This is a genomic window from Rhodoglobus sp. GW821-FHT12B09 (assembly GCF_058809925.1).
In genome coordinates this window covers 25,314-50,152 of the sequence record NZ_JBXATB010000006.1, presented here as the reverse complement: position 1 = coordinate 50,152, position 24,839 = coordinate 25,314, and the positions used below count along the sequence as shown (strand labels likewise).

The 24,839-nt window shown below is 69.0% G+C and carries 23 protein-coding genes; 16 read left to right on the top strand and 7 right to left on the bottom strand.

Annotation, left to right across the window (positions count from 1 at the left end; all coding sequences use genetic code 11):
- The first annotated feature begins 260 nt into the window (after positions 1-260).
- Entirely contained in the window at positions 261-1,295 is a 1,035-nt protein-coding gene (locus AC1RTC_RS12370; RefSeq protein WP_493156084.1) for an LLM class flavin-dependent oxidoreductase, read from the top strand.
- 20 nt (positions 1,296-1,315) lie between these two features.
- On the opposite strand, the gene AC1RTC_RS12365 is transcribed toward AC1RTC_RS12370, so the two are convergent.
- On the bottom strand, positions 1,316-2,230 hold the full coding sequence (locus AC1RTC_RS12365) for a DUF4349 domain-containing protein (protein WP_493156082.1): 915 nt from the start codon (positions 2,228-2,230) through the stop codon (positions 1,316-1,318).
- A 132-nt stretch (positions 2,231-2,362) separates the two neighbouring features.
- Between AC1RTC_RS12365 and AC1RTC_RS12360 the strand changes: the two genes are divergently transcribed.
- From AC1RTC_RS12360 to AC1RTC_RS12340, 5 genes are read left to right on the top strand one after another with little or no spacing between them, the layout of a single operon-like run.
- The gene (locus AC1RTC_RS12360; RefSeq protein ID WP_493156080.1) at positions 2,363-2,578 is read left to right on the top strand and encodes a hypothetical protein; all 216 of its coding nucleotides are present in this window, start codon (positions 2,363-2,365) and stop codon (positions 2,576-2,578) included.
- A 52-nt stretch (positions 2,579-2,630) separates the two neighbouring features.
- Entirely contained in the window at positions 2,631-2,837 is a 207-nt protein-coding gene (locus AC1RTC_RS12355; RefSeq protein ID WP_493156078.1) for a hypothetical protein, read from the top strand.
- A 60-nt stretch (positions 2,838-2,897) separates the two neighbouring features.
- Entirely contained in the window at positions 2,898-3,683 is a 786-nt protein-coding gene (locus AC1RTC_RS12350) for an alpha/beta fold hydrolase (protein ID WP_493156076.1), read from the top strand.
- Positions 3,684-3,715: 32 nt separating this feature from the next.
- Positions 3,716-4,690 carry an aldo/keto reductase gene (locus AC1RTC_RS12345; RefSeq protein WP_493156074.1) on the top strand — a complete coding sequence of 325 codons (975 nt, stop codon included), beginning with the start codon at positions 3,716-3,718 and terminating at the stop codon, positions 4,688-4,690.
- Positions 4,687-5,976, top strand: a complete 1,290-nt coding sequence (locus AC1RTC_RS12340; RefSeq protein ID WP_493156072.1) for an MFS transporter — start codon at positions 4,687-4,689, stop codon at positions 5,974-5,976. Before AC1RTC_RS12345 ends, AC1RTC_RS12340 begins: the two co-directional genes overlap by 4 nt.
- Here AC1RTC_RS12340 and AC1RTC_RS12335 read toward each other — a convergent pair.
- Complete coding sequence (locus AC1RTC_RS12335; protein WP_493156070.1) at positions 5,932-6,648, bottom strand: alpha/beta fold hydrolase; 717 nt, start codon at positions 6,646-6,648, stop codon at positions 5,932-5,934. The genes AC1RTC_RS12340 and AC1RTC_RS12335 overlap by 45 nt on opposite strands.
- Positions 6,649-6,760: 112 nt before the next feature.
- Between AC1RTC_RS12335 and AC1RTC_RS12330 the strand changes: the two genes are divergently transcribed.
- The 3 genes from AC1RTC_RS12330 to AC1RTC_RS12320 are packed head-to-tail and all read left to right on the top strand — an operon-like array spanning position 6,761 to position 8,861.
- Positions 6,761-7,318 carry an NADPH-dependent FMN reductase gene (locus AC1RTC_RS12330; protein ID WP_493156068.1) on the top strand — a complete coding sequence of 186 codons (558 nt, stop codon included), beginning with the start codon at positions 6,761-6,763 and terminating at the stop codon, positions 7,316-7,318.
- Positions 7,319-7,369: 51 nt separating this feature from the next.
- Positions 7,370-8,356 (top strand): hypothetical protein, encoded by a 987-nt coding sequence (locus tag AC1RTC_RS12325; RefSeq protein WP_493156066.1) that lies wholly within the window; start codon positions 7,370-7,372, stop codon positions 8,354-8,356.
- Between the two features lie 22 nt (positions 8,357-8,378).
- Entirely contained in the window at positions 8,379-8,861 is a 483-nt protein-coding gene (locus tag AC1RTC_RS12320) for a hypothetical protein (RefSeq protein WP_493156064.1), read from the top strand.
- A 4-nt stretch (positions 8,862-8,865) separates the two neighbouring features.
- Here the strand turns inward: AC1RTC_RS12320 and AC1RTC_RS12315 are convergent, their stop codons facing one another.
- Complete coding sequence (locus AC1RTC_RS12315; RefSeq protein WP_493156062.1) at positions 8,866-10,095, bottom strand: MFS transporter; 1,230 nt, start codon at positions 10,093-10,095, stop codon at positions 8,866-8,868.
- A gap of 274 nt (positions 10,096-10,369) precedes the next feature.
- Here AC1RTC_RS12315 and AC1RTC_RS12310 point away from each other — a divergent pair, with 274 nt between their 5' ends.
- Both AC1RTC_RS12310 and AC1RTC_RS12305 read left to right on the top strand, forming a co-directional pair.
- A complete protein-coding gene (locus AC1RTC_RS12310) occupies positions 10,370-12,832 on the top strand; it encodes a ribonucleoside-diphosphate reductase subunit alpha (protein WP_493156060.1) in 2,463 nt (820 codons plus the stop codon).
- Between the two features lie 82 nt (positions 12,833-12,914).
- On the top strand, positions 12,915-13,913 hold the full coding sequence (locus AC1RTC_RS12305; RefSeq protein ID WP_493156058.1) for a ribonucleotide-diphosphate reductase subunit beta: 999 nt from the start codon (positions 12,915-12,917) through the stop codon (positions 13,911-13,913).
- Between the two features lie 20 nt (positions 13,914-13,933).
- On the opposite strand, the gene AC1RTC_RS12300 is transcribed toward AC1RTC_RS12305, so the two are convergent.
- Together AC1RTC_RS12300 and AC1RTC_RS12295 are read right to left on the bottom strand one after the other, a co-directional pair.
- Positions 13,934-15,088 (bottom strand): thiolase family protein, encoded by a 1,155-nt coding sequence (locus AC1RTC_RS12300; RefSeq protein WP_493156056.1) that lies wholly within the window; start codon positions 15,086-15,088, stop codon positions 13,934-13,936.
- 9 nt (positions 15,089-15,097) lie between these two features.
- The gene (locus tag AC1RTC_RS12295; protein ID WP_493156054.1) at positions 15,098-15,685 is read right to left on the bottom strand and encodes an HdeD family acid-resistance protein; all 588 of its coding nucleotides are present in this window, start codon (positions 15,683-15,685) and stop codon (positions 15,098-15,100) included.
- 51 nt (positions 15,686-15,736) lie between these two features.
- Here AC1RTC_RS12295 and AC1RTC_RS12290 point away from each other — a divergent pair, with 51 nt between their 5' ends.
- A complete protein-coding gene (locus tag AC1RTC_RS12290) occupies positions 15,737-16,501 on the top strand; it encodes a sulfite exporter TauE/SafE family protein (protein WP_493156052.1) in 765 nt (254 codons plus the stop codon).
- An 81-nt stretch (positions 16,502-16,582) separates the two neighbouring features.
- Here AC1RTC_RS12290 and AC1RTC_RS12285 read toward each other — a convergent pair whose 3' ends face one another.
- Together AC1RTC_RS12285 and hrpA are read right to left on the bottom strand one after the other, a co-directional pair.
- Positions 16,583-17,419 (bottom strand): HpcH/HpaI aldolase/citrate lyase family protein, encoded by an 837-nt coding sequence (locus AC1RTC_RS12285; protein ID WP_493156051.1) that lies wholly within the window; start codon positions 17,417-17,419, stop codon positions 16,583-16,585.
- A 50-nt stretch (positions 17,420-17,469) separates the two neighbouring features.
- Entirely contained in the window at positions 17,470-21,189 is a 3,720-nt protein-coding gene (gene hrpA, locus AC1RTC_RS12280) for an ATP-dependent RNA helicase HrpA (protein WP_493156049.1), read from the bottom strand.
- Between the two features lie 115 nt (positions 21,190-21,304).
- On the opposite strand from hrpA, the gene AC1RTC_RS12275 reads away from it, so the two are divergent.
- The 4 genes from AC1RTC_RS12275 (at position 21,305) to prpB (ending at position 24,839) form a co-directional block, all read left to right on the top strand.
- Positions 21,305-21,715, top strand: a complete 411-nt coding sequence (locus AC1RTC_RS12275) for an ArsR/SmtB family transcription factor (protein ID WP_493156047.1) — start codon at positions 21,305-21,307, stop codon at positions 21,713-21,715.
- Between the two features lie 81 nt (positions 21,716-21,796).
- A complete protein-coding gene (locus tag AC1RTC_RS12270) occupies positions 21,797-22,444 on the top strand; it encodes a GntR family transcriptional regulator (protein ID WP_493156045.1) in 648 nt (215 codons plus the stop codon).
- Positions 22,441-23,934, top strand: a complete 1,494-nt coding sequence (locus AC1RTC_RS12265; protein ID WP_493156043.1) for an MmgE/PrpD family protein — start codon at positions 22,441-22,443, stop codon at positions 23,932-23,934. Before AC1RTC_RS12270 ends, AC1RTC_RS12265 begins: the two co-directional genes overlap by 4 nt.
- Positions 23,934-24,839, top strand: a complete 906-nt coding sequence (gene prpB, locus AC1RTC_RS12260) for a methylisocitrate lyase (protein WP_493156041.1) — start codon at positions 23,934-23,936, stop codon at positions 24,837-24,839. The genes AC1RTC_RS12265 and prpB overlap by 1 nt, the downstream gene beginning before the upstream one ends.

Genomic DNA, 24,839 nt, shown 5'->3' with positions numbered 1-24,839 from the left:
ACCTCCGCATGGGTGCGGCGCCACCCCGCATGGGCTCGGCGCGGGCCCCCGCACGGCCCCCCGCACGGGCTCGGCACCGCCCCCCGCACGGGCTCGGCGGCCCCCGCACAGGCTCGGCGGTGCGCTCGGGGCGCGCCGGTGAACGAGACTGGGTCGGGGCGCGCCCGTCCGCGTGCCACCGAGGCGGGCCGGGAATGCCGGGCACGCCCGCGGAGTTGACAAACTCGATGCGAACGCATCGAGGAGAGGCAGTGGCAGACATGGCAGACGTGGAATTCGGGCTCGACACCTTCGGCGACGTGACCGTGGGGGTGGACGGCAGCCCGGTGAGCCAGGCGCAGGTGATCCGCAACGTGGTGGCGGAGGCCGTCCTGGCGGACGAGCTCGGCATCGACTTCATCGGCGTGGGGGAGCACCACCGCGTCGACTTCGCGGTCGCCGCCCCGGAGGTCGTGCTCGCGGGCATCGCGTCCGTGACGAAGAACATCCACCTGGGCTCGGCCGTCACCGTCCTGAGCTCGGACGACCCGATCCGGGTGTTCCAGCGGTTCGCCACCGTCGACGCGCTCAGCAACGGCCGCGCGGAGGTCATCCTCGGCCGCGGCTCCTTCACCGAGTCGTTCCCCCTGTTCGGCTTCGACCTCGCCCAGTACGAGCAGCTCTTCGAGGAGAAGCTCGACCTGTTCTCGGAGGTCATCAAGGAGAAGCCCGTGACCTGGGCCGGCGAGCTGCGGCCGCCGCTCATGGACAAGGACATCTACCCGCGTACCGAGGGCGGCCACCTCAAGACCTGGATCGGCGTGGGCGGCAGCCCCGAGTCCGTCGTGCGCGCCGCGCGCTACGGGCTCCCGCTCGTGCTCGCGATCATCGGGGGCGACCCGGCCCGGTTCGCGCCCTACGTCGACCTCTTCCACCGCGCGCTCGCCCAGCTGGAGATGCCCGACCTCCCCATCGCCGTGCACTCCCCGGGCTTCATCGCCGACACCGACGCCGAGGCAGCCGAGCAGTACTTCGCGCACCACAAGGCGATGCGTGACCGCATCGGCGCCGAGCGCGGCTGGGGCGAGTCCACCCGCGCCGAGTACGACAACGAGATCGCGCACGGCTCCCTCTACCTCGGCTCGCCGGAGACCGTCGCCCGGAAGGTCGCCAAGACCATCAAGACTCTCGGCATCCAGCGCTTCGACCTCAAGTACAGTGCGGGCACCCTGCCCCACGACCTCATGATGAAGTCGATCGAGCTCTACGGCACGAAGGTGCTCCCGATGGTGAAGGACATGCTCGCCGCGGGCTGAGTGCGCCCAGCGGACGGCAGCTACTCGTCGGGAGTGGCTGCGGGGCTCTCGACCGGCTGGGCCGCAGCGGCCTTGCGGCGACGGTTCCACCGGATGATAGCGATGATCGCGAACGTGACGATCCCCGCGAAGACGAGCCACGGCAGCAGCACGCCCAGTGCCACGAGCAGCCCGGCGAAGAACGCCACGAACGCGGCCCACCCCGCGGCGAGCCCGTCGAGGAAGTTGCCCGGCTGCGCCACCGGCCCGTCGAACACGGTCACGAGGTTGAGCGTCACCGTCGACAGGCTGACCTGGTCGGCGTAGTAGCGCCGCTCGCTCTCGAGGCTCTCCAGCTGTGCCTGGCGGTCGGAGATCGCCGTCTCGAGCTGGATCAGGGTGTCCGTGTCCGTCGCGTTCGCGAGCAGGGTGAGCAGGCGGTCGACGGATGCCGAGAGCGCCGTGATGCGGGCATCCAGGTCCTGCGTCGTCATGGTGACATCGCTCGAGTTGAGCGAGACCTCCTCGACCGTGCCGAGCTCGCGGAGCTTGTCGAGCGTCTCGGTGAGCTTCGCCGACGGGATGCGCAGGGTCAGGGTCGCGCTGCCGTTGTCCGTGCCGTCCTTCGGCGCGTACTCGCTGCGGCCGTCGATGCGCCCGCCGCTCTGCTCGGTGATGCGCACGGCGTCGGCCGCGGCATCCGTCGGATTGTCGACGGTGATGGTGACCCAGCCCGTCGTGATGACCTGGCGGTCGCCGGCGGCCACCTGCTCGGTGCCGTTCTCCGACTTGCTGCCGTCGGAGGAGACCGTGCCGGACTCGAACTCGGTGCCGGTCTGGACCTGGGGAGCGGACCCGCCGGAGTCGGATGCGCTCTGATTGCCCGCGGCCGAGCACCCGGTCAGGGCGATCGTCGCGAGGACAAGGGCTGTGGGGATAGTGATGATGCGCCTCATGGCTTCACCGTACTGAGGCAAGTTCACGGGCGGTACCCAACGTTTGTCACGATTCGATCGTCATTGCAAGCCCCTCCCCGGTCTCGGCGGAGAGACGTAGCGTCGAAAGGACAACGAACGAAGGAGCACACCATGGGACTCATCGATGACGCCAAGGACGCCGCCGAGGCCACCGGCAAGAAGGTCGGCGAGTTCGTCGACGACACCAAGGAGCGCGTGAGCGACAAGGTCGACGAGGTCAAGGCCGACGCCGAGGTCAAGCGCGCCGAGGCGGACGTGAAGCGGGCCGAGGCCGAGCGCGACGCCACCGAGGCCAAGAACGACTACAAGGAGCGCCTCCGCGACTGAGTATCCTCTAGGCGTCGGCAGTTGCCGCATTCACTTCTGAAGGGATGCACCAATGGGATTTGTTGATGACGCCAAGGAGAACATCGCCGAGGGCTTCGAGAAGGCCAAGGACCTCGCGGAGGACGCCGGCGAGTTCGTGAAGGACAAGGCGGAGGACGCCGCGGAGTTCGCCAAGGACAAGGTGACGGACGTGACCGACCACGTGCACGAGAAGCTGCACGAGGACGACGCCCCGCCGGCCGCGACGCCGACCGCCTGACCTCGCCCACCGAGACGGGAGTGCCCACGGGCGCTCCCGTCTCGTCGTTAAGCTGTGCCCATGACCTGGTGGAAGCTGTTCCGGCCGCGCCGTGCCCCGATCCTCCACATCGCGGGCGATGTCGGAGAGGGGCCGGTCGTCGTGCTGGTGCACGGCATCGCGTCGTCGGCGGCGACCTTCACGAAGCTCATCCCCCTGCTCTCCGACCGGCACCGCTGCATCTCGATCGACCTCCTCGGGTTCGGGGAGTCGCCCGTCCCCGAGGGCGCCACCTACACGATCGAGGAGCATGTCGCCGCGATCCACGAGACGGTCAACTCGTTGCGGCTCCGTGCGCCGTTCGTGCTCGTGGGCCACTCCCTCGGCAGCCTGCTCTCCGCCCGGTACGCCGCCGTGCATCCCGAGCAGGTCTCCCGCCTCGTTCTCGTGAGCCCGCCCGTGTACCTCTCGCCCTCGGAGATCAGCGACCCGCGGGTGCGGCGCCAGGTGGGCGCCTACCTCCGCGTGTACGAGTTCATGCGCGCGAACAAGGCGTTCACCATGACCACCGCGGCGCGCATCTCGCAGCTGTTCCAGCTGAAGGACGCCCTCGAGGTCAGCGAGCGCAACTGGGTGCCGTTCATGCTGAGCCTGCAGAACTGCATCGAGTCCCAGACCACCGTGAGCGACATCGCGGCAGTCCGGGTTCCGATCGATGTCGTGTACGGCGCACAGGACCAGTTCATCGCGGCCGGCACCATGCGCATCATCGAGCAGATGCGGCACGTCACGATGCACCGCGTCGAGGTCAACGACCACCTCGTGCGCGCCCGGCTCGCCCGCGCCGTGGCGAAGGTCGTCGACTGAGCGGTGTCGTCGGCCCCGCCTAGGCTGGGGTGATGCACAGCAGCAGCGCCGCTCGACTCGGCAGACCAGTTTCCGTGATCGGCCTCGGCACCTGGCAGCTGGGCGCCGACTGGGGCGATGTCAGCGAGCGGGATGCCGCGGCCATCCTCGAGGCGTCCGTCGAGTCCGGCGTCACGGTGTTCGACACGGCCGACGTGTACGGAGACGGGCGCAGCGAGCAGATCATCGGCCGGTTCCTCCGCACGCACCCCGACGTCTTCGTCGCCACCAAGATGGGCCGCCGCCTCCCGCAGGAGCCCGAGAACTACTCGATGGCCAACTTCCGCGCCTGGACGGACCGCTCGCGCGCCAACCTCGGCGTCGAGACTCTCGACCTCGTGCAGCTGCACTGCCCGCCCACCGCCGTGATCGAGAGCAACCGGGTCTTCGACGACCTCGACACCCTCGTGGCGGACGGCGCGGTCGCCCGCTACGGCGTGAGCGTCGAGACCGCCGACCAGGCGCTCGCCGCGATCGCCCGCCCCGGGGTGGCGAGCGTGCAGATCATCCTCAACGCTTTCCGGCTCAAGCCGCTCGACGCGGTCCTCCCCGCCGCGATCGACGCCGGTGTCGCCATCATCGCGCGCGTTCCTCTTGCCTCGGGGCTGCTGAGCGGCAAATACACGAAAGACACCGTGTTCGCCGCCGACGACCACCGCACGTACAACCGGCAGGGCGAGGCATTCGACGTGGGGGAGACGTTCTCCGGCGTCGACTTCGAGCGGGGCGTCGCCGCCGCGCAGGAGTTCTCGGCGCTCGCGGCATCCGTCGGTCTCACGGCTCCCGTGGCGGCACTCGCCTGGCTCGCGCAGCTGCCGGGCGTCACCACCGTCATCCCCGGCGCCCGCAGCGTCGCGCAGGCGCAGGGCAATGCGAGTGCCGGCTCCGTCGAGGGGCTCGACATCACGCCTCAGGTCACCGAGCTGTACGACAGCTACTTCCGGAACGAGATCCACGACCGGTGGTGAAGCAGAAGCCAGAGCCGCTCGGCCGCGCGTTCGCCAACATCTTCACGGCGAACCTGGCGTCGAGCCTCGGCGACGGCATCGTCCGCACGGCTATGCCGCTGCTCGCCGCGCGCCTGACGAGCGACCCGCTGCTCATCTCGCTCATCGGCGCGCTCGCGCTGCTGCCGTGGCTGTTCTTCGCGATCCCCGCCGGGATCCTCATCGACCGTATCGACCGCCGCCGTGCGCTCGCCCTCGCGCAGGCTGTGCGGACTGCGCTCGCCGCCCTCATGTTCGTCCTGGTGCTGACCGGCACTCTCACGATCTGGTGGCTGTACATCGTCGTCTTCATCTACGGCGTGTTCGAGACGGTCTACGACGGAGCGATCCGCGCCGTGGTGCCGAGCATCGTCGGCAAGGCGAACCTCCCGCGCGCGAACTCCCGGATCGAGGCCGGGGAGCTCGTCGTCCAGAACTTCCTCTCCGCGCCGTTCACGTCGGCGCTGTTCGCGGTGTCGGTGCTCATCCCGGTCGGGATCAACGGGCTCGTCTTCGCCCTCGCCGGAGGCCTCGCCCTCCTGCTCCCGAGGGCGGCCTCGGGCCGGCAGTTCGCGGCCGCCGCCGACGACGAGCCGCGGGTGGCGTGGTACCGCCAGTTCGTCGACGGGTTCCGGTTCATCATCGCGAACGCGCAACTGCGCACCCTGTGGTTCTTCAGCACCTTCTGCGGGATCGTGGGCACCGCGGCCACCGCCGCGTTCGTCCTGTTCGTGCTCGACACGCTCGGAGTTCCCGAGGCCTTCTTCGGCCTGTTCCTGGTCTTCGGCGCGGTCGGCGGGCTCGTCGGCGCGTTCCTCGCGAGCCGCCTCAAGGCGATCTTCGGCACCGGCCTGTCGATGGCGCTCATGACGACGCTCACCGGCGCCTCGACGCTGCTCATCGGCCTCGTCCCGATCCCGTGGGTGGCGGGCGTGGGATTCGCTCTCACCTCCCTCTCCATCACGGCGTGGAACATCCTCGTGATGTCGCTGCGGCAGAGCATCATCCCGGGCAGGCTGCTCGGCCGCGTGCACGGCACCTGGCGCACTCTGCTCTGGGGAGCGATGCCGCTCGGCTCCCTGATCGGCGGCCTCATCGCGCGCGTCGACCTCGCGCTGCCGTTCATCATCGGGGGCGGCCTCGACCTGCTGGCGAGCCTGCTGTTCTTCCGGTTCCTCATGACGCTCCCCAACCCGGAGGACGTCGACAACGGCGACCCGCTGCTAGTCCCGGGAGCCGGTCCCACCGATCCCGCGGTGCAGGAGTAGCCACTCCCGCAGCGCCGTGAGCGTCTCCTCCGGGCGGTCCCGGTGCGGGGAATGGCCGGCGCCCTCGACCACCACGGCACCGAGCTCGCGCCCGAGTGCGGGGTCGAGCATCGTGTAGACGGCGGGGTCGCCGGAGAGGATGAGGGTGGGCATGGTCAGCGCGCGGGCCTGCGCCGTGACATCCCACCGCCCTGTATCGGTGAAGGTCCCTGTCACGGCCGCGGGGTCCACGCGCTGTACGCCGGCCAGCTTCGCCTCGCGGTCGCGCTCGTGCCAGTGCGGCTTGTCGCGGGCGAGCGACTCGGCGGTGAAGCCGAGTTCCGCGACCTGGTCGGCGATGATCGCCGCCTCCTCGGCGACGGGCACGTCGAGCACGGGGTCGAGAAGCGCGAGCAGCTTCGTGAAGTGCGGGCGCTGAGCCGCGAGGACGGCGGCGGCGCCCCCCAGCGAGTGGCCGACCACGAGGTCCCACCCGTCATCGAGGTCGCGGGCGTAGTCGGTGAGCGCGTAGCTCTCGGCGCGCGCGCCGTAGCCATGACCGCGGAGGTCCACCGCGGCGACATCCCAGCCGTCGGCCTCGAGGGCGGCAGCGACGCGCCACCACGACTCCGAGTCCGAGCTGAGGCCGTGCACGAGCAGGGCAGTCCCGCGGTACTCCGGATGCTCGCTCATCCTCCCACGGTAGCGGCTGGCCGGAGAGGCTTCCGGAGCCGCCGCCACGATGGCAGGTACTGGTGGATTGTCGTCAGGAATACCGCGGTTGCAGAAGTCGTTGACACGTCACATGAAACTGATGATTGTTGTGGGCAGTGTCCGTCCAGGCCGAGTCGGCCTCGCCGTCGCCGAGTGGGTGCGCGCGCAGGCGGAGGCGGACGGCCGATTCGACGAGATCGACTTCGCCGACCTCGCGGAGATCAACCTCCCGTTCATGGACGAGCCCCACCACCCGTCCAAGCGCCAGTACACGAAGCCGCACACGATCGCGTGGAGCGAGCGCGTCGACGCCGCGGACGCCTTCATCTTCGTGACGCCCGAGTACAACCACAGCTTCTCGCCTGCCCTCAAGAACGCCTTCGACTACCTGAATCAGGAGTGGTGGCGCAAGGCGGTCGGGTTCGTCAGCTACGGCGGGGTCGCCGGCGGCAGCCGCGGTGTTACCGCGTTCGAGCCCGCGTTCACAACGCTCGGACTCGTGAAGACCGGCGCGAACGTCGAGATCCCCTTCGTGTCGGCGATGGTCGCGGACGGCGTGTTCACGCCCACCGAGAAGGAGACCGCCATCCTGCACAAGGTGATCGTGGAGCTCGAGGAGCTCAGCGGGGCGCTCAAGCCGCTGCGCTGATGTACCCCGGTCGGGTGACACGCGCCGCGTTTGCCCGCTAGGGTGAAAAACGTGGGACGGGCGAGCGGGGGAGCGATTGCGTTCGCCCTCGTTGCGACAGTCGTGCTGGCCGCCCTCTCCGTCGCCGGCTACTCCGGAGCCATCCGCGGCTTCGGCCCGGAGCTCGCGATCTTCCCGGCGATCCTCGCCGCGGTCATGCTCGCGGGCCTGGTCGTGTCGATCGTGCTCAACGTCCGCGGCTCGAAGGGCCGGGACGCGTGGTTCAGCGACGCGGTCGCCCACGGCTTCGCGTTCCGCAAGCAGGGCTCGGCACCGGGGCTGCCCGGCCTGCTGTTCCGCAGCGGCGAGAAGACCGAGGTGTTCGACGTCGTCGACGCCCTCGATTCGCCGACGCCGTTCCTGGCCGGCACGATCACGGGCACGTACGGCTCGGACACATCGCTCCCGCGGCGGATAGCGGCATCCTTCATCGCGCTGCCTCTGCCCACGGCGGTGCCGAACATCGTGCTTCTCGGCAGCGGCATCGGCATGCTCACCCTCGCCGGGGTCGCGATGGCCGGCCGCCAGCGGCTCTCGCTCGAGGGCGATTTCGACCGGTCGTTCACCCTGTACTGCCCGTCGGGCTATGAGCGCGACGCTCTTTACATCTTCGCGCCCGACCTCATGCAGCGGCTGATCGAGACGACGGCGGGATGCGACGTGGAGCTCGTCGACGACTGGATGTTCGTCTACAGCTCGCCGGGCCGCTACCGCGACGAGGGCGCTCTCGCCCGGATCATGGCGACCACCGAGCTCGTGCAGCAGAAGACCCACCGCCAGACCCGCAGCTACGCGGACGACCGGGCGGTCACCGCCGCCTCCCCGCGCACGGTCTCGCCCGAGGAGCACGCCGCCGGGGCCGGGGCGGTGGGTGCCGCCGGGCGCCGCCTGCGCACCCGGGCGGGCGGGGCGCAGCGCCTGGTGACCGTGCTGTCGTCCGTCGTCGTCGCCGGGGCGCTCGCGTACTACTTCTTCACCGAGATACTGCCCACCTTGTAACCCCCCCCCTGAAAGGACACGCGTGACCACCACCGACGAGCTCGTCCAGAGGCTCTCCGAGCCCGCCGGCTTCAAGAAGATCATCGGATTCCTCGGCGGCAAGCGCGCCAAGGCGGCGCACGAGCTCTTCAGCTCGGCCGACGAGAAGGGCGTGGCGCGCAGCTACACCCTCGACCAGCGCGAGCACGAGGGCACCGGCTACTACATCAAGGCGATCGGCACGCGCGGCGACCTCACCGCCGAGCAGCTCGCGGAGCTCACTCGGGCCGCGAAGCTCATGTCCCTCGGCACGGTCCGCTACGAGGGGATGCTGGCCGCGACGATGCCCGAGCCCCTCGGCTCGTCCGACGACGCGCACGACATCCACGATCTGAGCAGGCTGGACGAGGGCATCCTCGTCTACCCGGTCACTGTGCTGAACAAGAAGCGCGAGGTGACGTTCGCCGCCTGGACGCGCAAGGGCGACGAGTGGTCGGTCTACCCGATCGAGGACAACAAGCTGTAGCAGCTCAGCTCGGCTGGACGGGCACCGGCTCGGTGTCGGCGAGCGGGCTGGCATCCTTGCCGCGAAGGTCGGGATGCCACCGCCGCAGCACGGTCGGCACGATGAAGCCGACCAGCGCGAGGGCGCCCGCCGCCCAGAAGCCGCCGATCGCGCCGTTGGCGTCGATGAGGAACCCGGCGGCGGCGGACCCGAGTGCCGCACCGATGAGCTGCCCCGTGCCGACCCAGCCGTAGGCCTCGGCCGTGTCGCTGAACTTCACGCTCGACGACACGATGGCGAAGATCACCGCGAGGGCCGGCGCGATGCCGATGCCCGCGATGAGCAGGGTGACGGAGAGCCACCAGAACTCCAGGCCCTGGCCCGCGACGAGGCCGTAGCCCATCGCGAGCGAGAGGCCCACGAGCACGGCGAACATGCGCCGCGCGAGCGCCCAGGGGCCGATGGGCACGTGCCCGAGCGACAGGCCGCCGACGATCGAGCCGATCGCCCAGATCGCGAGCACGAGCCCGGACTGCGGGCCGCCCTCGCCGAACACCGCGACGACGCCGGCCTCGACCGCGGCGCACGAGCCGACCAGCAGGAAGCCCGTGATGGTGCCGAGCAGCACCGCGGGCCGGCGCAGGACCACGCCGAACCTGCGCTTGCTGCGGGGGATGCGCACGCGCCCGACCTCCGGGCTCGCGATGAACCAGATGCCGCCCCCGATGAGGAACGCGCCGGCGATGGTGATGGCCAGGACGCTCGAGATCTGCACCGCGACGAAGGTCGTGATCACGGGGCCGGCGATCCAGATGATCTCCTGGGCGGAGGCGTCGAGGGAGAACAGCGGGGTGAGCTGGCGCGAGTTCACCATCTTCGGGTAGATCGTGCGCACGGCCGGCTGGATGGGCGGCGTGCTCAGCCCGCCGATGAACCCGACGAGCATGTACAGCGGCAGCGTGAGCGGCGCCAGCGCGATGGTGAAGATGCTCGCCGCGCACACCACCAGCGTGAGGGCGAGCACCCTGCGCATGCCCCACACGCCCATCCAGCGGCTCGTGAGCGGCCCGGCGAGGGCCTGCCCGAGGCTCGTGGCGCCGAGCACGAGGCCCGCGGCGCCGTACGAGTGGAGGGTGTGCTCGATGTGGATGAGGTAGGCGAGGGAGAGCATCCCGCTCGGGAATCGCGCGGTGAGCTGCGCGGCGATGATGCGCCCGACCCCCGGCGTCTTCAGGAGGTCGATGTAGCTCTTCATGAGAGCACCAGCTTAGACCGCGGGTGCGACAGCCGACGGGGGTGTCAGTAGGGGTACATATCGTGGATTCACAGCGTGTCGGATTGCCTCACAGCCTGTGCAGAAGTAGTACAAGTTATGCACATCTGTGGATGACACGCCCACAACATGTGGGGTTGGCAGAGTGTCGGTGGAACTAGATATAGTGGTGAGACCGCCGGGCCGGGGGTAACGGTTTCGGACGTTTTTTCGGGGTGCAGAGCGTGTCTTTTCGGGCACAGAGGGAGTCATTTTCGTGGGTATCACAGTCGTCAAGCGCAGCGGTGAGCGGGAGCCGTACGACGCCAACAAGATCAACCTCGCCATCGAGTCGGCCAGCGCCGGCCTCGACGAGAACATCACGTGGGTGACGCAGATCGCCTCCGAGCTCGAGCTCACCCTCTTCGACGGCATCACGACCCAGCAGCTCGACGAGGCTGTCATCCAGGTCGCGCTGCAGAACGTCAAGGACGACCCGGCCTTCGACATCGTCGCGGCCCGCCTGCTGCTCAAGACCATCTACAAGCGCGTGCTCGGCGACTACGAGACCGCCGCCGAGCTCAAGGAGCTCCACCGCTCGCACTTCGCCGTCAACGTCAAGCGCGGTGTCGACGAGGGCCTGCTCGACCCCCGCCTCACCCAGCTGTTCGACCTCGACTTCCTCGCCACCCAGCTCGAGCCCGCCCACGACGAGCTGCTCAAGTACATCGGCGTGGTGACCCTCAACAACCGCTACGGCATCAAGGGCCGCAACGGCGACGCGCTGGAGGTCCCCCAGTACTTCTGGATGCGCATCGCCATGGGCCTCTCGCTCAACGAGGTCGACCCGACCACGGCGGCGCTCGCGTTCTACGAGAAGATGTCCAGCCTCGAGTACCTCGCGGCGGGCTCCACCCTCGTCAACGCCGGCACGATCTACCCCCAGCTCGCGAACTGCTTCGTCATGGAGATGCAGGACGACATGGAGCACATCGCCAAGACCACGCGCGACGTCATGTGGCTCACCAAGGGCACCGGCGGCATCGGCCTCTCGGTGACGAAGCTGCGCGCGCAGGGCTCGCCCATCCGCTCCAACAACACCACGTCGACCGGCCCGATCCCGTTCATGCACACGATCGACTCGATCCTGCGCGCGGTGAGCCGCGGCGGCAAGAAGTTCGGCGCCCTGTGCTTCTACATGGAGAACTGGCACATGGACTTCCCGGAGTTCCTCGAGCTCCGCAACAACTCCGGCGACCCGTACCGCCGCACCCGCACCGCCAACACCGCGGTGTGGATCAGCGACGAGTTCATGAAGCGCGTGCAGAACGACGACGACTGGTACCTCTTCGACCCGCTCGAGGTCTCCGACCTCAACGAGCTCTACGGCAAGGCCTTCTCGGCGAAGTACAACGAGTACGTTGCCAAGGCCGAGGCCGGCGAGATCCGGATGTTCAAGAAGATCGGCGCCCGCGAGCAGTTCAAGTCGATCCTCATCTCCCTCCAGACCACGAGCCACCCGTGGCTCACCTGGAAGGACACGATCAACAACCGCGCCCTGAACAACAACACGGGCACGATCCACCTCTCGAACCTCTGCACCGAGATCACGCTCCCGCAGGACGAAGACAATGTGTCCGTCTGCAACCTCGCGTCGATCAACCTGTCGCAGCACATGCTCACGCTGGAAGACGGCAACCTCGTCGTCGACTTCGAGAAGATCGAGGCATCCGCCCGCCTGGCGGTCCGCCAGCTCGACAACCTCATCGACATCACGCGTTCGAGCGTGAAGGAGGCCGACTTCTCCAACGCGCAGAACCGCGCCGTCGGCCTGGGCGTCATGGGCTTCACCGACATCATCGAGAAGCTCGGCATCAGCTACGAGAGCGAAGCGGCCTACGACCTGATCGACGAGATCATGGAGCACGTCTCCTACGCGGCAATCGACGCGTCGGCCGAGCTCGCCAAGGAGCGCGGCGCGTACCCGAACTTCCAGGGCAGCCGCTGGTCGGAGGGCCTCGTGCCGCTCGACTCGATCGCGCTCACCGAGGCCGACCGCGGCCAGGAGATCAAGGTCAACCGCACGACCCGCCTCGACTGGGATGCACTTCGCATCAAGGTCAAGGGCGGCATGCGCAACGCGACCCTGATGGCGATCGCGCCGACCGCGTCGATCGGCCTCGTCGCGGGAACCACCCCGGGCCTCGACCCGCAGTTCTCACAGATCTTCAGCCGCGCGACCTCGAACGGCAAGTTCCTCGAGGTCAACCGCAACCTCGTCGCCGACCTGCAGAAGCTCGGCATCTGGGACTCCACCCGCGAGGCGATCCTGCGCAGCCAGGGCGACATCCAGAACGTCGCCGCCATCCCCGACAACATCAAGGAGGTGTACAAGACGAGCTTCCAGCTCTCGCCGTACGCCTTCCTCGAGGTCGCCGCTCGCGCCCAGAAGTGGATCGACCAGGCCATCAGCCGCAACATGTACCTCGAGACGCGCGACCTCGGCGACATGATGGACATCTACTTCGCGGCGTGGGAGCGCGGCGTGAAGACGACGTACTACCTGCACATGAAGCCGCGCCACACCGCCGAGCAGTCGACGGTGAAGGTCAACAAGTCGGAGGACATCGTCGCCGCCGCATCCGCCCCCGTCGCTGCAGGCTCGACCACGGAGGCAGCGCCCGCCGCCGCCCCCGCCCGTCGTGGCTTCGGCGGCCTCGCACCGAAGGCAGGGAACTGATGGACCGCGCCATCGCCGTCGAGGAGTACTACGTGCCGTCCGACCCCATGGACGACCTCCAGTGCGAGAGCTGCCAGTAGACATGGGAATTCTCGGAACCGGCCTGCAAGAGGGCCTGCTGCTCAAGCCCATCCGCTACCAGTGGGCGATGGACCTGTACGACCAGGCTGTCGCGAACACGTGGTTCCCCAACGAGATCCAACTCGGTGAGGACATCGCGGACTTCAAGAAGATGACCGACGAGGAGCGCCACGCCGTGACGTTCCTGATGAGCTACTTCAACCCGAATGAGTTGCTCGTCAACAAGGCGCTGGCGTTCGGGGTCTACCCGTACGTCAACGCGGCCGAGTGCAGCCTTTACCTGGCGAAGCAGATGTGGGAGGAAGCCAACCACTGCATGAGCTTCGAGTATGTGCTCGAGACGTTCCCGATCGACCGCGAGGCCGCCTACGCCGCGCACGCCGACATCCCGTCGATGGCGCGCAAGGAGGAGTTCGAGGTCAAGTACATCCGCCGTATGACGGAGCAGACCCTCGATATCACGTCGACCGAGGGGAAGAAGGACTTCGTCCGCAACCTCGTCGCGTACAACGTGATCCTCGAGGGCGTGTGGTTCTACTCGGGCTTCATGGTGGCGCTGTCGTTCCGCCAGCGGAACCTGCTGCGCAACTTCGGCTCGCTCATGGACTGGGTGGTGCGCGACGAGTCGCTGCACCTCAAGTTCGGCATCAACCTGATCCTGACCGTGCTGGAGGAGAACCCCGACCTCCAGACCGAGGAGTTCGCGACCGAGATCAAGCAGATGATCCTCGACGCGGTCGAGATGGAGGAGGAGTACAACCAAGACCTCCTCCCCGGCGGCATCCTCGGCCTGAACGCCACCTACATCAACCAGTACGTCAAGTACCTGGCCGACCGCCGGCTCGAGGAGCTCGGCTTCGAGGCGCATTACAACGTCTCGAACCCGGCCAAGTGGATGGCCGCGGCCAACGACACCCTCCAGCTCGTGAACTTCTTCGAGTCGACGAACACGTCGTACGAGTCGAACGCGAGCGCGACGTCGGCCAAGAAGAGCGAGTAGCGCGGAAGGGGCGCGGGCCGCTAGAGCCGCTCGACGATCGTCGCGTTGGCCATGCCCGCGCCCTCGCACATCACCTGCAGGCCGTAGCGCCCGCCGGTGCGCTCCAGCTGGTTGACCATCGTGGTGAGCAGGCGGGTTCCGGATGACCCGAGCGCATGCCCGAGCGCAATGGCACCGCCGCGCGGGTTGACGAGATCCGGGTCGACGCCGAACTCGTGCTGCCAGGCGAGCGGGACCGAGGCGAAGGCCTCGTTGACCTCGAACGTGTCGATGTCGTCGATGCCGAGCCCGCTGCGGTCGAGGATGCGCTGCGTGGCGGGGATCACGCCGGTGAGCATCTCGATCGGGTCGGAGCCGACGACGGCGAACGAGTGGAACCGGGCGCGCGGCGTGAGGCCCAGCTCGAGCGCGCGCTCCTCGCTCATGATAAGCACCGCGGATGCGCCGTCCGTGTAGGGCGAGGAGTTGCCGGCGGTGATCTTCCAGTGGATCTCGGGGAAGCGCTCGGCCAGGGCCTCGTCCTGGAACGCCGGCTTGAGCTCGCGGAGGCCCGCGACAGTCGTGCCCGGGCGGATGGTCTCGTCCGTGCTGAAGTCGCCGAACTGCAGGATCTCGCTCGTGAAGTCCGAGGCGCCCGCGAGGCGGTGGGAGCGCTCGGCGAAGGTGTCGAGGGCCTCGCGCGAGAGCTTCCAGCGCGAGGCGATGAGCTCGGCGGAGATGCCCTGGCCGACGAGCCCCTCGGGGTAGCGCTCGCGTACGAGAGGGCCCCAGTTGTCCTGCCCGAGGGTCGCGGCGTTGATCGGGTTCTTGCTCATGAGCTCGACGCCGCACGCGATCACGATGTCGTAGGCCCCCGCGATGACGCCCTGCGCGGCGAAGTGCGCGGCCTGCTGGCTCGAGCCGCACTGCCGGTCGACGGTCGTGCCGGGCACCGACACCGGGAAGCCGGCCGCGAGCACCGCGTTCCTCGTGATGTTGACCGCCTGCTCGCCGACCTGCGAGAGGCAGCCGCCGATCACGTCGTCGAGGAGCGCCGGGTCGAGGTCGTTGCGCGCGACGAGCTCGCGCAGGACGGTGCCGAGCAGGTCCACCGGGTGCCACTGCGCGAGCGCGCCACCCGCCTTCCCCTTGCCGGACGGAGTGCGGAGGGCGTCGACGATGACAGCGGTAGCCATAGGCCCAGCTTAAGCGCGCGCGGTCCTCGAGGTGATGGCGGCCCCGATGAGCATGACGCCGAACACGATCGCCCAGATGCCGACGGTCCAGATCAGGCCGATCACGGTCGAGCCGGGCGCGACGAAGAGGGAGATCGCGAGGATCACGCCGAACACGAGGCTCACGACGCCGGCGAGGATTCCGAACGTCTTCGCGCGGCCCGCGGCGGCGCCCGCCGCCGAGCGGAGCCCGAGCGCACCCGTCATGATCGTCCAGAACACGATGGTCCAGAGGACGAAGAGCCCGCCGAACAGCGCGGCGACGCCGGGCAGGATGAGAGCGGCGAGACCGGCCAGCGCGGTCAGGATGCCGCTCGCGAGCAGCCAGCCCCAGCGGGGGTTCGAGGCGCGCAGCTGGAACGAGTGCACGATCGCGGCGATGCCGTCGACGACCGCGTAGGCGCCCACGACCAGTGCGATGGCGGTGAGCGCGGCACCGGGGGCGATGAGGGCGACAATGCCGAAGATGACGGCGAGGATGCCGCGCAGGAGCAGCAGCCACCACACCCCCTTGGCGAGCGAGGCGAGCGGGTTGTCGATGGTCGCGGAGTCAGTCATGCGCCCACGGTAGCGCGCGGGGCGGCCCGGACGAAAGGCTACGCTGGAGCCGTGCTCCGACCGCGCGCCTGGATCCTCGTCGTGCTCGGTGTGGTCGGCGGGGTGTTCAGCGGTACCTTCGGGGCCGGCGGCGGGATCATCCTCGTGCCCCTCCTCGTCACGTTCGCCGGTCTCGACCAGCGCCGGGCCTCAGCCACCTCGCTGCTCGCGATCCTGCCCAGCTCGCTGGCGGGGGCCATCACGTACCTCGCGAACGGCGAGGTCGACCTGGTTGCGGCGGGAGTGATCGCCATCGGGGCGGTCGTCGGCTCGATCATCGGCTCGGTGCTTCTCAAGCGGCTGCCGCTGCCCGCGCTGACCTGGGGCTTCATCGCGCTGCTCGTGCTCGTTGCCGCGCGGCTGCTGTTCGTCGAGCCGGTGCGCGGCGAACCGCTGGAGCTCTCGGTCGGCATCGCGATCGTCTACCTCGCGATCGGGCTCGTCATGGGGCTCACCTCCGGGCTGTTCGGCATCGGGGGAGCGGTCATCGCGGTTCCGGCCCTGGTCGCCGGTCTCGGCATCAGCGACCTGATCGCCAAGGGCACGAGCCTCGCGGTGATCGTGGCGACGAGCGTCACGGGGACGATCGCCAACCGCCGCACCGGCCTGGTCGACGTGCGCACCGCCCTCATCGTCGGCGGCGTCGCCGCGGTGGCCGCCGTGGGCGGCTCGTACCTCGGCCTCGCCCTGCCGCCGAGGGTCTCCACGGTGCTGTTCGCGGTGCTCCTCGTGCTCACGGCGATCCAGCTCAGCGTGCGCGCGATCCGGCGCCGCTAGCGGAGCGGAGCCGGGCTCCGCCAAGGGGCACGACTCCGCTCCGAGGTACAGCGTATTGCGCGCCCGGAGGCCGCTGCGACGCTAGGCGGGCTCGACCCCGAACGCCCGTGCGAGCTTGTCGATCTTCTGCGCGCGGCCGAGACGGGGCAGGTCGCTGCCGTCCCGGATGACGCGGCCGCGGGCCTCGAAGTCCTCGAGGAAGTCGCGCGCCCAGGCAACGTCGGAGCGGGTCGGGGAGATCACCTCGTTGATGATGGGCAGCTGCTCGACGTCGAGGCACAGCTTGCCGGTCATCCCGAGTGCGACCGCGTGCGCGCCCTGCTCGCGCAGTACGGGGTGATTGGAGCCGACAGTGGGGCCGTCGATGGGGCCGGGCAGGTTGCCCACGCGCGAGGCGACGACGAGGCGGGAGCGGGGGTAGGCCATCGCCATGTCGTCCGCGGCGGTGCCGGTGTCGCGGCGGTAGTCCCCGCTGCCGAACGCGAGGCGGTAGGCGCCGCGGGCGCGCGCGATGTTCGCTGCCTCCTCGATGCCCAGGGCCGACTCGACGAGAGCGATGACGGGGGTCTGCCCGTGCAGGCGGTCGAAGGTCTCGGTCACGTGTGCTGGTGACTCCGCCTTGGCGAGCATGACCCCGAGCAGGCCGGGCAGGCCCACCAGCGCGTCAACGTCGTCCGACCAGAAGTCGCTGGTCCGGTCGTTGATGCGCACCCAGCCGCTGCCGCCGCCACTCAGCCAGTTCGCGACATCCTCGCGGGCCTTGCCCTTGAGGCCCGGGTCGACGGCGTCCTCGACGTCGAGGATGATCTGGTCGGCGCGCGAGGCCTCCGCGGCATCGAAGTCGCCCGGGCGGGTGGCGGCGACGAGCAGCCACGAGCGGGCGATCTCCGCGGAAACGGTACGGGGTGCGTGGTGCACGATTGAGGCCTCTCTGCCAGATAGTTCCTCGACTACGCTAGCCCCCCGGCTCAGCCCGCGAGTACCTTCGTGATCCTCTGCAGGCTCACGGGCTCCGCGGTCGGGATGTGCTGCGCGAACAGGCTCAGCCGCAGCTCCTCGAGCATCCAGCGGGCCCGGATGAGCCGTGGGTCTGATCCCGCGGCGAGCGGCAGCTCCCCGCCGGCATCCCGGTACCTGTTGGTCGCCAGCTCGACCTCCGACATCCAGACCCGGTCGCGCGCCGGATTCTCGGGCAGCTTCGCCACGCGGTGCACGATGCCGTCGAGGTAGGCCGGGATGCGGCGCAGGCGCTCGAGGCCCGCCACCGCCACGAAGCCAGGGTAGACGAGGGCGTCCAGCTGGGCGCGAGCATCGCCGAGCGGGGCAATGAGGGCGAGGCTGGTCGCCTGCTTGATCGCCCGGTCCGCGTCGCGGCTCTTCGCCACGACCTTCGAGACGAGGGCCACGGTCTGGAAGAGCGAGTCCACGATCGTGGCCGATACCGCGTCGCGCGCCGCCTCGAACTCGGCCCGGGTGTAGATCTCCGCGGAGCCGACGACGGCGTCAACGCACGCGGCCATGCAGTCCTCGAACAGCGCCGCGTTGTTGCGGTACGGCGACTGCGCGAGCACGAGCTTCTCCTGCGTGGTGAGGTGCTCCTGCACGTAGCCCAGCGGCGAGGGGATCCCGAGCAGCAGCAGGCGCCGCACGCCGTCGTGGTGGGCGGCCGCCTGGTCTTCGGGGGTGCTCATGAGCCGGATGGCGACGCTCGTGCCCTCGTCGACGAGGGCCGGGTACGCCCGGATCGTATTGCCGCCGTGCTTGACGTCGCGCGAGCGGTCGAGGGTGTCGAAGTCCCACGCGACGAGCCCGGCCCGCTCCAGGGTGTCGCGCGGCGTCTCGACGACTTTGGCCACGCTCGCCCGCGCGGCGGGCTTCAGGCTCGCCTGCAGCGCGCTCAGCACCTTGCCCGACGCGAGGCGCCTGCCCCGTTCATCCATCACCGCGAACGTCACTCGCAGGTGCGGCGGGACGCGGTCGAGGTCGAAGTCCTTCTCGGTGACGGCGGTGAAGGTCTGGGCCGCGATCTCGCGCGCGAGGTAGGCCGTCAGCGGGCCGTCGGGCTCCGCGGGCGCCCCGGCGAGCAGCCTGCGCGCCCAGTCGCCCGCGGGCACGACGTTGCGGCGGATCTGTTTCGGCAGCGACTTGATGAGGGCGGTGACGAGCTCCTCGCGCATCCCCGGGACCTGCCAGTCGAACCCGTCCGCCCGCAGGCCCGCCAGAAGGGGCAGCGGAATCGCCACCGTGACACCGTCGTCGTCGGCACCCGGCTCGAACCTGTAGCTGAGGGCGAGGGTCTGGTCGCCCTGGCGCCAGGCACTCGGGAGGGCATCCTCGTCCACCTCGACCGCATCCTCGGGCGCGAGGTTCTCTGCCGTCATCGTGAGCAGGTCGGGAGTCTCGACGCGGGCCTTCTTCCACCAGCCCTCGAAGTCGCGGGTGCTGGCGACCTCCGGCGGGATGCGCCGGTTGTAGAAGTCGAAGATCGCCTCGTCGTCGAACAGGATGTCGCGGCGCCGCGTGCGCTCCTCGAGCTGGGCCAGTTCCGCCCGGAGTTTGCGGTTCGCCCGGTCGAAGGCCTGCTGCGACTCCCACTCGCCCTCGACGAGGGCGTGCCTGATGAACAGCTCGCGCGCGTAGGCCGGGTCGATGCGCGAGAACTGCACGCGCCGCTTGACGATGATCGGCACGCCGTACAGGGTCGCCCGCTCGTAGGCGACGACGGAGCCCTGCTTCTTCTCCCAGTGCGGCTCGGAGTAGGTGCGCTTCACGAGGTCGGCCGCGATCGCCTCCGCCCACGCCGGGTCGATGGCGCCGTTGGTGCGCGCGAACAGGCGGCTGGTCTCGACGAGCTCCGCGCTCATCACCGCGGCGGGCTGCTTCTTCGCCAGGGCGGAGCCGGGGAAGATCACGAACCGGGTCTGGCGCGCGCCGACGTAGTCCTTCTTCGCGGCGTCCTTCAGCCCGATCTGGCTCAGCAGGCCGGCCAGCAGCGAGCGGTGGATGCCGTCCGGATTCGCGTGCGGCTCGCCCACGTGCAGTCCGAGCTGCTTCGACATCCGCGTGAGCTGCCGGTACACGTCCTGCCACTCGCGCACGCGCAGGTAGTTGAGGTACTCGTTCTTCACGAGCCGGCGGAACGCGCTGCCGCTCAGCTCCTTCTGCTTCTCCTCGAGGTAGTTCCAGAGGTTCAGCAGGGTGAGGAAGTCGCTGGTCGGGTCGGTGAACCGGGCGTGCTGCTGGTCCGCCTGCGCGCGCCGCTCGAGGGGCCGCTCGCGCGGGTCCTGGATGCTCAGCGCCGCGACGATCGCCATCACCTCCCGGGTGGTGCCGTGCCGCTTCGACTCGACGACCATGCGCGCGAAGCGCGGGTCGATCGGCAGCTGGCTGAGCTGCTTGCCGACCGTGGTGATGCGGTTGTCTGCGGTGACGGCATGCAACTCGCGCAGCAGGTCGAGCCCGTCCTTGATGCCGCGCGAGTCCGGCGGCTGCAGGAACGGGAACGCCGCGATGTCGCCGAGCCCGAGCGAGATCATCTGCAGGATGACCGCAGCGAGGTTCGTCCGCAGGATCTCAGGCTCGGTGAACTCGGGTCGCTTCTCGAAGTCCTCCTGCGAGTACAGCCGGATCGCGATGCCGTCGCTCGTGCGCCCGGACCGTCCGCTGCGCTGGTTGGCCGACGCCTGGCTGATCGCCTCGATGGGCAGCCGCTGGATCTTCGACCGCACGCTGTACCGGGAGATGCGCGCGGTACCGGCGTCGACGACGTACCGGATGCCCGGCACCGTCAGACTCGTCTCCGCAACGTTGGTCGCCAGCACGATGCGACGACGGGTGCCCGCGGTCGCGGACGGCTGGAACACCTTGTGCTGATCCGCCGCACTCAATCGGCCGTAGAGCGGGAGCACCTCCGTCCCGGGGAGGTTCCGACCCCGGATAGCGTCTTCCGCGTCACGGATCTCGTTCTCGCCGGAGAGGAACACGAGCACGTCGCCATTGCCCTCGCGCGCGAGCTCGTCGAGCGCGTCGTTGATGCCCTGCAGGTAGTCGCGGTCATCGGAGGGGTCTCCCTCCTCGTCCTCGGGGATCTCGGCGACGAGCGGCCGGTACCGGATCTCGACCGGGTAGGTCCGGCCGGAGACCTCGATGATCGGAGCGTTGTTGAAGTGCCTGCTGAAGCTCTCGGGGTCGATCGTGGCCGACGTGATGACGACCTTGAGCTCGGGCCGCCGGGGGAGCAGCTGCTTGAGGTAGCCGAGCAGGAAGTCCACGGTGAGGCTGCGCTCGTGCGCCTCGTCGATGATGATCGCGTCGTAATTCTTGAGGTCGCGGTCGCGGTGGATCTCGCTGAGGAGGATCCCGTCCGTCATGAGCTTGATCTTGGTGTCTTTGCCGACCCGGTCGGTGAAGCGCACCTGGTAGCCGACGAGCTGGCCGACCTCCTGGCCGAGCTCCTCGGAGATGCGCTCGGCGATAGTGCGCGCGGCGATGCGCCGGGGCTGCGTGTGGCCGATGGACTCGTAGCCCAGCTCGAGCAGCATCTTCGGCAGCTGGGTGGTCTTGCCCGACCCGGTGGCGCCCGCGACGATGACGACCTGGTTGCCGCGGATCGCCTCGCTGATGTCGTCCCGTCGCTGGGATACCGGCAGAGACTCCGGGTAGACGATGGTGGGATTCTCGGGAGACATCAGCCTTACAGTCTAGGCGCGGCGCGAGTCCTCCTCACCCTTCACGGAGGAGAGGGTCCTCCAAATCGTGTTGTCAGTTCCGCATGACGTCATGCGGAACTGACAACGTATATTTGTGGACCCCTTCACCGTCATGGCCGAGCCGATCAGGCGACGGCTCGTCGAACTGCTCGCGAGCGGGGAGCACACTGCGGGCATGCTCGAGGACGTCATCTGCACCGAGTACGGCGTCGGCCGCAGTGCAGTCCAGCACCACCTGCGATTCTTGTCGCGGGCCGGCTGGACCATCATCCGGGAGGACTGGCCGAATCATTGGCACCGGCTCGACCCGTCCGTGATCGAGCGGCTCGAGAGGGCCGCATTCACCTATCGCAAGCTGTGGGACCGCCGCGTCGGATGGATAGACGGCGAGGGCGACCACTACTCCCGCCGCCCCGAGAAGCTTGCCGACGGCAAGCCCGTGAGCCGCAAGGGGAAGCGGGGACGGCTGCATGATCCAGACCAAACGTGGAACTTGTACTCCTAGTGTGCATACACAGCGGCGAGATGTAGCGCGATATACCCAGATGCAACTACCCTGTGTATACACAAGCGGAGAGGCGGAGACATGCGCGCGAGCGAGCAGGCCTACCGCACGCTCCGCCAGGACATCCTCGATTGGCGGCTCGAACCGGGCACTGTGCTCGCCGAGGTCGAGCAGTCCGAACGGCTCGGAATCTCGCGCACGCCCCTCCGGGAGGCGCTCAGCAGGCTCGCCGCCGACGGCCTCGTCGCCGCGCAGGGCGGTCGCGGGCTCGTCGTGACCGACGTCTCGTTCGAGAACATCGCTCAGCTGTTCGAGCTGCGCCAAGTGCTCGAGCAGGAGTCCGCGCGGCTCGCTGCTCGTCGGCGCGACCTCGATGTGTTCACCGCGCTGCGCGACGAGTTTCGCGCGGCGCCCGATCTGCTCGGCGACGACGACCCGCTGCACGCCGCGTATTACGATCTCGTCGCGCGCTTCGATGTGGCGGTCGACAACGCCACCGGGAACTCCTACCTCGTGGGAGCGCTGCGCAGCCTCCGGCCGCACCTCGTGCGCATCCGCCGCGTCGCACAGGACGACCCCGCACGCCTTCGCGCGGCTGCAGCGGAGCACCTCCTGATCGTGGAGGCGATCGTCGACGGGGATGCCGAGCTTGCGGCATCCGCCACCCAAGTCCACCTGTACCGGAGCCTGCGCAACGTGCTGGCGTCCACTGAGAGGAACAGCAAGTGAAACTCCACCCCGTTCGCGTGTACAAGAGCGACGAGAACCTCGAACGCCCCGACCAGCTCGCCTGGAAGATCGCGGAGGTCGCCGCCGACCCCGTCGCCGTGACCGACGAGGTCACCGAGATGGTCATCAACCGCATCATCGACAACGCGGCCGTGGCCGCGGCGAGCATCGCGCGCGCTCCCGCGATCGCCGCACGCGCCCAGGCGGAGGCGCACCCCGCCACCCCCGGATCCACGGTGTTCGGCATCACGGAGCGCGTCAGCCCGGAGTGGGCCGCCTGGGCCAACGGCGTCGCCGTGCGCGAGCTCGACTTCCACGACACGTTCCTCGCCGCGGAGTACTCGCACCCCGGTGACAACATCCCGCCGATCCTCGCCGTCGCCCAGCATGCCGGGAAGTCGGGCTCCGACCTGATCCGCGGCATCGCCACCGGCTACGAGATCCAGGTCGACCTCGTCAAGGCGATCAGCCTGCACAAGCACAAGATCGACCACGTCGCCCACCTCGGCCCGTCGGCGGCGGCCGGCATCGGCACCCTGCTCGGACTGCCGGTCGAGACGATCTTCCAGGCCGTCAACCAGGCCCTCCACACGACGACAGCAACGCGCCAGTCGCGCAAGGGGCTCATCTCCACCTGGAAGGCGCACGCCCCGGCCTTCGCGGGCAAGATGGCTGTCGAGGCCGTCGACCGCGCGATGCGCGGGCAGACGAGCCCGGAGCCCATCTACGAGGGCGAGGACGGCGTGATCGCCTGGATGCTCGACGGCCCGGATGCCCACTACGAGGTACCCCTGCCCGAGAAGGGCGAGGCGAAGCGCGCGATCCTCGACACCTACACGAAGGAGCACTCGGCGGAGTACCAGGCCCAGGCGTGGATCGACCTCGCCCGCAAGCTGCACAACGAGTACCCGGACCTGACCGCCGACCGCATCGAGCGCGTCATCATCCGCACGAGCCACCACACGCACTTCGTGATCGGCTCCGGCGCGAACGACCCGCAGAAGTACGACCCGACCGCGAGCCGCGAGACGCTCGACCACTCGATCCCGTACATCTTCACGGTCGCCCTGCAGGACGGCGAATGGGACCACGAGAAGTCCTACGCGCCCTCGCGGGCACAGCGGGAGGACACCGTCGCCCTGTGGAACAAGGTGGTGACGGAGGAGGACCCCGAGTGGACCCGCCGGTACCACTCCAACGACCCGCAGGAGAAGGCGTTCGGCGGCAGCGTCGCCATCACCCTCACCGACGGCTCGACGATCGTCGACGAGATCGCGGTCGCCGATGCGCACCCGCTCGGCGCCCGCCCGTTCGCCCGTGCGGACTACATCAAGAAGTTCCGCACGCTCGCCGCTCCCGTGCTCGACGAGGCCGAGATCGAGCGCTTCCTCGACACCGTGCAGCGCCTGCCGGAGCTCACCGACCTCACCGGTCTGAACTTCGTCGCCAAGCCCGGCATCCTCAGCGCCGGCCCGAAGGGACTCTTCTGATGCTGTACTCGAAGACCACTGCCGCCCAGAAGCGCATCAACCTGCGCGCGGCCCTCGCGACCGGTGAGCTGCTGCGCTTCCCGGGCGCCTTCAACCCGTTGAGCGCCAGGCTCATCGAGGAGAAGGGCTTCGAGGGCGTCTACATCTCCGGCGCCGTGCTCGCCGCCGACCTCGGCCTGCCCGACATCGGCCTCACGACCCTCAGCGAGGTGGCGGGCCGCGGCCAGCAGATCGCCCGGATGACCGACCTCCCGGCCCTCATCGACGCCGACACCGGCTTCGGCGAGCCGATGAACGTCGCCCGCACGGTGCAGACGCTCGAGGACGCGGGCGTCGCCGGGCTCCACATCGAGGACCAGGTGAACCCCAAGCGCTGCGGCCACCTCGACGGCAAGGCCGTGGTCGACCTCGAGACCTCGACCAAGCGCATCCGGGCCGCCGTCGATGCCCGCCGCGACCCGAACCTGCTCATCATGGCGCGCACCGACATCCGTGCGATCGACGGGCTGCAGGCCGCGATCGACCGGGCGAAGGCGCTGGTCGACGCGGGCGCGGACGCGATCTTCCCCGAGGCGATGGCCGACCTCGGCGAGTTCGAGGCTGTGCGCCAGGCCGTGGACGTGCCGATCCTCGCGAACATGACCGAGTTCGGCAAGAGCGAGCTGTTCAGCACGCAGCAGCTCGCGGACGTCGGTGTGAACATCGTCATCTACCCCGTGTCGCTGCTGCGCATCGCGATGGGCGCCGCCGAGCGCGGCCTCGACGCACTCGTCGCCGAAGGTTCACTGGGATCGCAGGTGCCGCAGATGCAGACTCGCGCGAGACTGTACGAGCTGCTCGATTACGAGGCGTACAACGCGTTCGACACGTCGGTGTTCAACTTCCAGGTCCCAGAAGGGCGCTAA